Genomic DNA, 6,653 nt, shown 5'->3' with positions numbered 1-6,653 from the left:
CTCCGAGGTGGCGGTGGACACCCTGGCTCTGGTCTCCGGGCTGGCCCGGTCCTGCGAGCTGCACGGGGCGAGCGTGGCCGCACCGGTCGCCGACGCGGATGCGCTGGCCGCGCTGGCCGCCGACGCGGTGGTGATCGCCAACGGCATCGACGCCCCGGCGCTCTGGCCGGGCCTGCCGATCCGGCCGGTCAAGGGCGAGGTGCTGCGGCTGCGCTGGCGCAAGGGGTGCCTGCCGCCGCCGCGCCGGGTGATCCGCGCCCGGGTGCACGGCCGGCCGGTGTATCTGGTGCCGCGACCCGACGGAGTGGTGGTCGGTGCCACCCAGTACGAGCGCGGCCGCGATACCGCGCCGGCGGTCTCCGGGGTGCGCGACCTGCTCGACGACGCCTGCGCCCTGATGCCCGCCCTCGGTGAGTACGAGCTGGCCGAATGCTCGGCCGGCCTGCGGCCGATGACGCCGGACGGCCTGCCGCTGGTGCGGCGGCTGGACGGCCGGACGCTGGTCGCCGCCGGCCACGGCCGGAACGGATTCCTGTTGGCGCCGTGGACGGCCGAAGAAATTGTGTCCGAGCTACTTCCGGTCGGAGTACATTGAATGATCATCAGCGTCAACGAAAAACAGGTAGAGGTCGGCGAATCGACTACCGTTGCCGCCCTGCTGGCGTCGATGGGCTACCCGGATCGAGGTATCGCGGTGGCGATGGATGAGACGGTGCTGCCGCGGTCCGGTTGGAGCAGAACACTTTCCGACGGTGCGCGGCTCGAGGTGGTAACGGCGGTGCAAGGTGGCTAACGGCAACAACGACGGCAACGCGAAACTGGTGATCGCCGGTCGCAGCTTCTCCTCGCGGCTGGTGATGGGCACCGGGGGTGCCCAGAACCTGGCGGTGCTGGAAGAGGCGCTGGTGGCCTCCGGCACCGAGCTGACCACGGTGGCGATGCGCCGGGTCGACGCCGAGGGCGGCACCGGCATGCTGGATCTGCTGGGCCGGCTCGGTATCACGCCGCTGCCCAACACCGCGGGCTGCCGCACCGCCGCCGAGGCGGTGCTCACCGCGCAACTGGCCCGGGAGGCGCTGGGCACCGACTGGGTGAAGCTGGAGGTCATCGGCGACGAACGCACCCTGCTCCCGGATGCGGTCGAGTTGCTGCGGGCCGCCGAGCGGTTGGTGGACGACGGGTTCGTGGTGCTGCCCTACACCAATGACGACCCGGTGCTGGCCCGCCGGCTGGCCGACGCCGGCTGCGCCGCGGTGATGCCGCTCGGCTCGCCGATCGGCACCGGCCTGGGCATCGCCAACCCGCACAACATCGAGATGATCGTCGAGGCCGCCGAGGTTCCGGTGGTGCTGGACGCCGGGATCGGCACCGCCAGCGACGCCGCGTCGGCGATGGAGCTGGGCTGCGACGCGGTGCTGCTGGCCAGCGCGGTGACCCGGGCCGCCGACCCGAAGACGATGGCCGCCGCGATGGCCGCCGCCGTCACCGCGGGGCGCCTGGCCCGGTGCGCGGGGCGGATCCCGAAGCGGTTCTGGGCCCAGGCGTCGTCTCCGGCACGGTGACGACGCGCGAGCTGGGCCGATATGTCGCGCTCGGCAGTTCGATGGCGGCCGGCCCGGGAATCCGGCCGCGGGCCGGCGGCGCGCCGTACGGATCGGGCCGATCGGCGCGGAACTATCCCCAGCTGGTGGCCGACGCGCTGAACCTGCACCTGGTCGATTGCAGCTTCTCCGGCGCCACCACCGCCCAGCTACTCAGCGATCGCCAGCGCGGCGTCGCACCGCAGATCGACGTGCTGGACGGGTCGGAGACCCTGGTCACGATCACCATCGGCGGCAACGACGTCGGCTATGTGCCGTTCCTGAGGGCCGCTGCGGTTCCCGGGTGGCTCGCCCCGCTGCTGCGCCGCCGGCTGCTGGGCGACCTGCGGAGCCCGGAGGCCCGCGAGCAGGCACTGGACCGGATCGGTGAGTCGCTGCGGGCGGTCGGGGCCGCGGTGCGCGGCCGGTCGCCGCGGGCCCGGGTGTTGTTCGTCGACTACCTGACCCTGCTGCCGCCGGCCGGGGTTCCCGCCGCGCCGCTGTCGGACGCCGACGCGGAGTCGGGCCGACGGATCGCCGACCGGCTGGCCGACCAGACTGCCGCCGCGGCGGCCGCCACCGGCTGTGGACTGGTGGGCGCCGCCGAGGCCAGCCGGGACCACCACCCGTGGTCAGGCCGGCCGTGGACGGTGGGGGCGGCCTGGCCGCTGCCGTGGCGGCCGGCGCCGTTTCATCCCAACGCCGCCGGGATGCGTGCGGTGGCCGACCTGGTCGCCGCGCAGGTCGGCTAACGTGGTCGCGGTGAAACACACATCGAAGCTGCTGATCGCCGCGGTGGCCGCCGCGGTGCTCGCCGGAGGATGCAGCCGGCCGTCGGCAGAATCGAGACCCAACCCGGTCCAGGTCGACGGGTTCGCCACCACGCTGCGCAACAAGATCACCGCGGACGCGCTGATGGGTCACCTGAAACAGCTGCAGCAGATCGCCGACGCCAACAACAACACCCGGGCGGCGGGCACGCCGGGCTACGACGCGAGTGTGGACTACGTGGTCAAGGAGCTGCGCGACCACGGCTTCGACGTGCAGACCCCGGAGTTCACCGCGCGGGTGTTCAAGGCCGAGAAGGGTTCGATCACCCTGGACGACAAGACCTTCGCGGCGCGGGCGCTGCAGTACAGCCTGGGCACCAGGCCGGAGGGGATCAGCGCGCCGCTGGTGGCGGTGCCGGGCGGCGAGAAGCCGGGCTGTGCCGCGGCGGACTACGACGGTCTGCCGGTCCAGGGTGCGGTGGTGCTGGTGGACCGCGGTGCCTGCCCGTTCAAGGAGAAGATGGCGCTGGCCGTCGAGCACGGCGCGGTGGCCGTCGTGGTCGCCGACAACGTCGACGAGGAGAAGATGGGCGGCACGCTCGGTGAACACACCGAGGTGAAGGTCCCGGTGGTCAGCGTGACCAAGGCCGACGGTGCCGCCCTGCGCGGGGCCCACGACCCGGTCACGGTGAAGCTCGACGCGCACACCGACGACCTCACCTCGCGCAACGTCATCGCCCAGACCAAGACCGGCTCCACCGACAACGTGGTGATGCTCGGCGCCCACCTGGACAGCGTTCCGGAGGGCCCGGGCATCAACGACAACGGTTCCGGTGTCGCCGCCGTCCTGGAGACCGCGCTGCAGCTCGGGCCGTCACCGAACGTCCGCAACGCGGTTCGGTTCGGCTTCTGGGGCGCCGAGGAGCTCGGCTTGATCGGCTCGATGCGCTACGTCGAGGGCCTCGACGTCGACGCGCTCAAGGACATCGCGCTGTACCTCAACTTCGACATGATCGGCTCGCCGAACCCCGGTTACTTCGCCTACGACGGCGACCAGTCGATGCCGCTGGACGAACGCGGCCAGCCGGTGGTGCCCGAGGGGTCGGCCGGCATCGAACGCGCCCTGGTCGCCTACCTGAAGTCGGTGGGCGTGACCGCGCTGGACACGTCGTTCGACGGCCGGTCGGACTACGACGGATTCACCCTGGCCGGTGTTCCGTCCGGCGGGCTGTTCTCCGGCGCCGAGCAGAAGAAGTCGGCCGAGGAGGCCAAGCTGTGGGGCGGAACGGCCGACGAGCCGTTCGACCCGAACTACCACAACAAGGAGGACACCATCGACCACGTTGACGCCAAGGAACTCGGCGTCAACGGGGCCGCGGTCGGTTATGTGACCGGCTGGTACTCGCAGGATCTCGGTGGCCGCAACGGAATCCCGGTGCGCGAGGATCGCACCCGCAACGTCGTCAGACCGTCGTGACCCGGGTGGCGTGCACCGCCCAGAACGGCAGGTGCACCCGGCTCCCGTCGAACAGCGGCTCGAGCACCGTGAACCGCTGCAGCACCGGCTGCAGCCGCTTGCGCCGGTCCGCCTGGCGCTGAGCCTCGGCCAGCCGGGCGAACGCCGAGGCGACTTTTGTTGCGGTGGCGGCGTTCTCGTCCTCCCACCGGCCGGCTCCGCCGCCCTGGCGATCGGCGCGAGTCGATGCGGTAGTCGCTCAGCGGGAACCGGTCGCCGTCGCGGACCGCATCGCGCACCGAGGTGGGCCGCAGCAGGGTCGCCTCGCCGCTGTGGTTGAAGTAGTAGGACCGCGAGGTGGCGCAGTTGCCGGCGTAGAACACCGAGCTGTCCAGGTTGCGGGTCATCCGGTCCAGGAAGGCGGCGTTGGCGGCCTCGGTGACCTCGAAGGTGGTCGCGCCCTTGCGTTTGACCTCACCGAACAGCCGCTTCATGTGCCGCATCTGGTACTCCATGGTGTTGAAGAAGGACAGCCCGGAGAACGCGTACGGGCTGGCCAGGCTCAGGTAGTTCGGGAACATCGGCATCGACAGCCCCTGGTAGGCCTGGAACCTGTTCTCCCGCCACCACTTTCCGAGGTTGCGGCCGCCCCGGCCGATGACCTCGATGGCCGGGAAGTTGGCGTCCCACAGGTCGAAGCCGGTGGCCAGCACCAGGGTGTCGATGGGGGTCTTGGTGCCGTCCTTGGTGACGATCCCGTCCGGCTCGATCCGGTCGATGCCGGCGGTCTCCAGGTGCACGTTTGGCTTGGTGAAGCTGCGGTAGTACTCGTTGGACCAGCTGGGCCGCTTGCAGCCCAGGTCGTAGTCCGGGGTGAGCTTGGCCCGCAGCTCCTTGTCACGCACCTGAACGAACCGGTGGATCTTGCACAGGTCCATCGCGGCGATCGACAGCCGGCGGTAGACGAAGGCACGGACGTTCAGCACCCCGACGTAGGTCATGAACTCCAGCAGGTTGTCGGTGACCCAGCGCACCGCCCGCTGGGTGAGCGGCACCGTGGCGAAGAGCCGCTGCACCGCCGGGGAGATGCGGAAGTCCGGCTTGGGCGCCACCCAGATCGCGGTGCGCTGGTAGACGGTCAGGTCGGCAACGGTCTTGGCCAGCACGGGGATCAGCTGCAGCGCGGTGGCCCCGGTGCCGATCAGCCCGACGTTGCGGCCGGTGAAGTCGTGGTCGTCGTCCCAGGCCGTGGTGTGCACCACCGTGCCGGCGAAGCCGGTGATACCGGGGATATCCGGGGTGTGCGGCTGGGACAGGAAGCCGGTGGCGGTGATCAGGTAGCGCGCGCTGAGCGTGTCGCCGTCGGCCAGGCTGACCCGCCACCGCCGCTCGTCGTCGTCCCAGTGCGCCCCGTCGACGGTGGTGTTGAACCGCATGTGCCGGCGCACGTCGTACTTGTCGGCGACGTGCTCGGCGTAGCGCTTGAGCTCGGGGCCGGTGGCGAAGAGCCGGGACCAGTACGGGTTGGGCTCGAACCAGTACGAGTAGGTGGTCGACGGGATGTCCACCGCCAGGCCCGGATAGCGGTTGACGTGCCAGGTGCCGCCCAGGTCGTCCTCGCGTTCCAGGATGGCGATGTCGTCGAAGCCGAGCTCTTTGAGCTGGATCGCCGCGCCCATGCCACCGAAGCCGGCTCCCACGATGACGACGTCGATTTGCTGCACAGCCATGAAACGACGGTACCTGACTTGTCGGTAACCAGCGACGGGCGACGGGCCGGCGGCGCACACTGGTAGGTGCACGCTGATCACCATCACCGGAGGCGGCCATGACCAACCCCAGTGCCGAATCAAACGTCGAAGCCAGCGACACCGACCTCGCTGAGCAGGCCCTGGCGGTCGAGGACACCGACGACGAGCCGGACCCGTTCTTCGCAGGCTCGGCCGGCGAGGCCGATCCCGCCGACGTGCTGGAACAGCACCAGAGCGTGCCGGCCGGCGACGACGACTACCGGTGAGGCACCCCGCCGGGTTGCGTCAGGGCGACCCGTCAGTGCACCGATCCGGTGCGTTTGTCCTCGGTGGTGACGACGCAGGTGATCGTCCGGTCGCCGATCTTCCACGTCTCCCGGGTCGGGTGCAGATAGAACATGCTGTAGGCGCTGTCGTTGGCCGCGGCCGGGGCATACCGATCCAGTGCCGGCCCGCACTTGTTGGCGTAATTGTCCATCGTCTCGTCGCCGGGGAAGCGCTCGCCCGCCACCGGAACCACCTCGTAGACCTCGCCGCGGTGCGGCCGGTCGCAGTCGATCTTCGACACCGAGGCCACGTGGCTGCTGTAGGGGAGGTCCTCGATGCAGTCGCCGACCGACAAGTCCAGGGTTGGCGAGAGGCGCACTTCGGGGAGGTCTGCGGTGGGGCTGGAGGTCTCTGGGCTGGACGCCGTCGAGCCGTTCAGCGCAGCATGCAGGCCGGCGACCGTCGCCACCGCACCGAACAGCAGCAGCGTCACCGAACTGATCACCACTCCGGCGACGGCCATGCCGCGGCCGCTCTGCCCGCGCCGCTTGATCTGTGACAACGCGACGATGCCGAAGATCAGCGCCAGCAGCGAGACGCACATCAGGCTGAGCACCAGCGAGGCGACGGCGAACCCGTTGGTGCCCGGCGGCGGCGCGGGGGGAAACCCGGGCGCGGGGGGATACCCCGGCGGCATCGGGTAGCCCGGCCCGGCCGGCGGTGGATACCCGGGCTGGTACGCCGGCTGATAGCGCGGCTGGTCCGGCCGCGGTTGTCCGCTGGGCCAGGTCATGACGGCAAACCTAGCAGCCGCACCGCGGCGTCGACG

Annotated in this window: 7 protein-coding genes and 1 pseudogene; 6 read left to right on the top strand and 2 right to left on the bottom strand. The window is 70.7% G+C overall.

Annotation, left to right across the window (positions count from 1 at the left end; genetic code table 11):
- From AC2VNT_RS06720 to AC2VNT_RS06700, 5 genes are all read left to right on the top strand, one after another.
- The coding region (locus AC2VNT_RS06720) for an FAD-dependent oxidoreductase (RefSeq protein WP_486946110.1) at positions 1 to 595 on the top strand (595 nt) is incomplete at its 5' end.
- Positions 596 to 793 carry a sulfur carrier protein ThiS gene (thiS, locus tag AC2VNT_RS06715; RefSeq protein ID WP_486946109.1) on the top strand — a complete coding sequence of 66 codons (198 nt, stop codon included), beginning with the start codon at positions 596 to 598 and terminating at the stop codon, positions 791 to 793.
- Complete coding sequence (gene thiG, locus AC2VNT_RS06710) at positions 786 to 1,562, top strand: thiazole synthase (protein ID WP_486946108.1); 777 nt, start codon at positions 786 to 788, stop codon at positions 1,560 to 1,562. Before thiS ends, thiG begins: the two co-directional genes overlap by 8 nt.
- Before the next feature lie 11 nt (positions 1,563 to 1,573).
- Positions 1,574 to 2,332: an SGNH/GDSL hydrolase family protein gene (locus tag AC2VNT_RS06705; RefSeq protein ID WP_486946111.1), complete on the top strand. Its 759-nt coding sequence runs from the start codon at positions 1,574 to 1,576 to the stop codon at positions 2,330 to 2,332.
- Between the two features lies 1 nt (position 2,333).
- Positions 2,334 to 3,827 carry a M28 family metallopeptidase gene (locus AC2VNT_RS06700; RefSeq protein WP_486946107.1) on the top strand — a complete coding sequence of 498 codons (1,494 nt, stop codon included), beginning with the start codon at positions 2,334 to 2,336 and terminating at the stop codon, positions 3,825 to 3,827.
- Between the two features lie 224 nt (positions 3,828 to 4,051).
- Here AC2VNT_RS06700 and AC2VNT_RS06695 read toward each other — a convergent pair.
- Positions 4,052 to 5,536, bottom strand: a pseudogene (locus AC2VNT_RS06695) (flavin-containing monooxygenase); the annotation flags it as partial.
- A 98-nt stretch (positions 5,537 to 5,634) separates the two neighbouring features.
- Between AC2VNT_RS06695 and AC2VNT_RS06690 the strand changes: the two are divergent.
- On the top strand, positions 5,635 to 5,823 hold the full coding sequence (locus tag AC2VNT_RS06690) for a hypothetical protein (RefSeq protein ID WP_486946106.1): 189 nt from the start codon (positions 5,635 to 5,637) through the stop codon (positions 5,821 to 5,823).
- Between the two features lie 32 nt (positions 5,824 to 5,855).
- On the opposite strand, the gene AC2VNT_RS06685 is transcribed toward AC2VNT_RS06690, so the two are convergent.
- A complete protein-coding gene (locus tag AC2VNT_RS06685; protein ID WP_486946105.1) occupies positions 5,856 to 6,617 on the bottom strand; it encodes a DUF4190 domain-containing protein in 762 nt (253 codons plus the stop codon).
- Positions 6,618 to 6,653: the final 36 nt, after the last annotated feature.

The organism is Mycobacterium sp. TH-M15 (genome assembly GCF_057473705.1).
Note: the sequence above shows the minus strand (reverse complement) of the source record. Positions and strands in the feature narration are given on the sequence as shown.

Coding starts and splice junctions, on each gene's coding strand:
- thiS (WP_486946109.1), top strand. CDS start 596: ATGATCATCAGCGTCAACGAAAAACAGGTAGAGGTCGGCGAATCGACT.
- AC2VNT_RS06690 (WP_486946106.1), top strand. CDS start 5,635: ATGACCAACCCCAGTGCCGAATCAAACGTCGAAGCCAGCGACACCGAC.
- AC2VNT_RS06685 (WP_486946105.1), bottom strand. CDS start 6,617: ATGACCTGGCCCAGCGGACAACCGCGGCCGGACCAGCCGCGCTATCAG.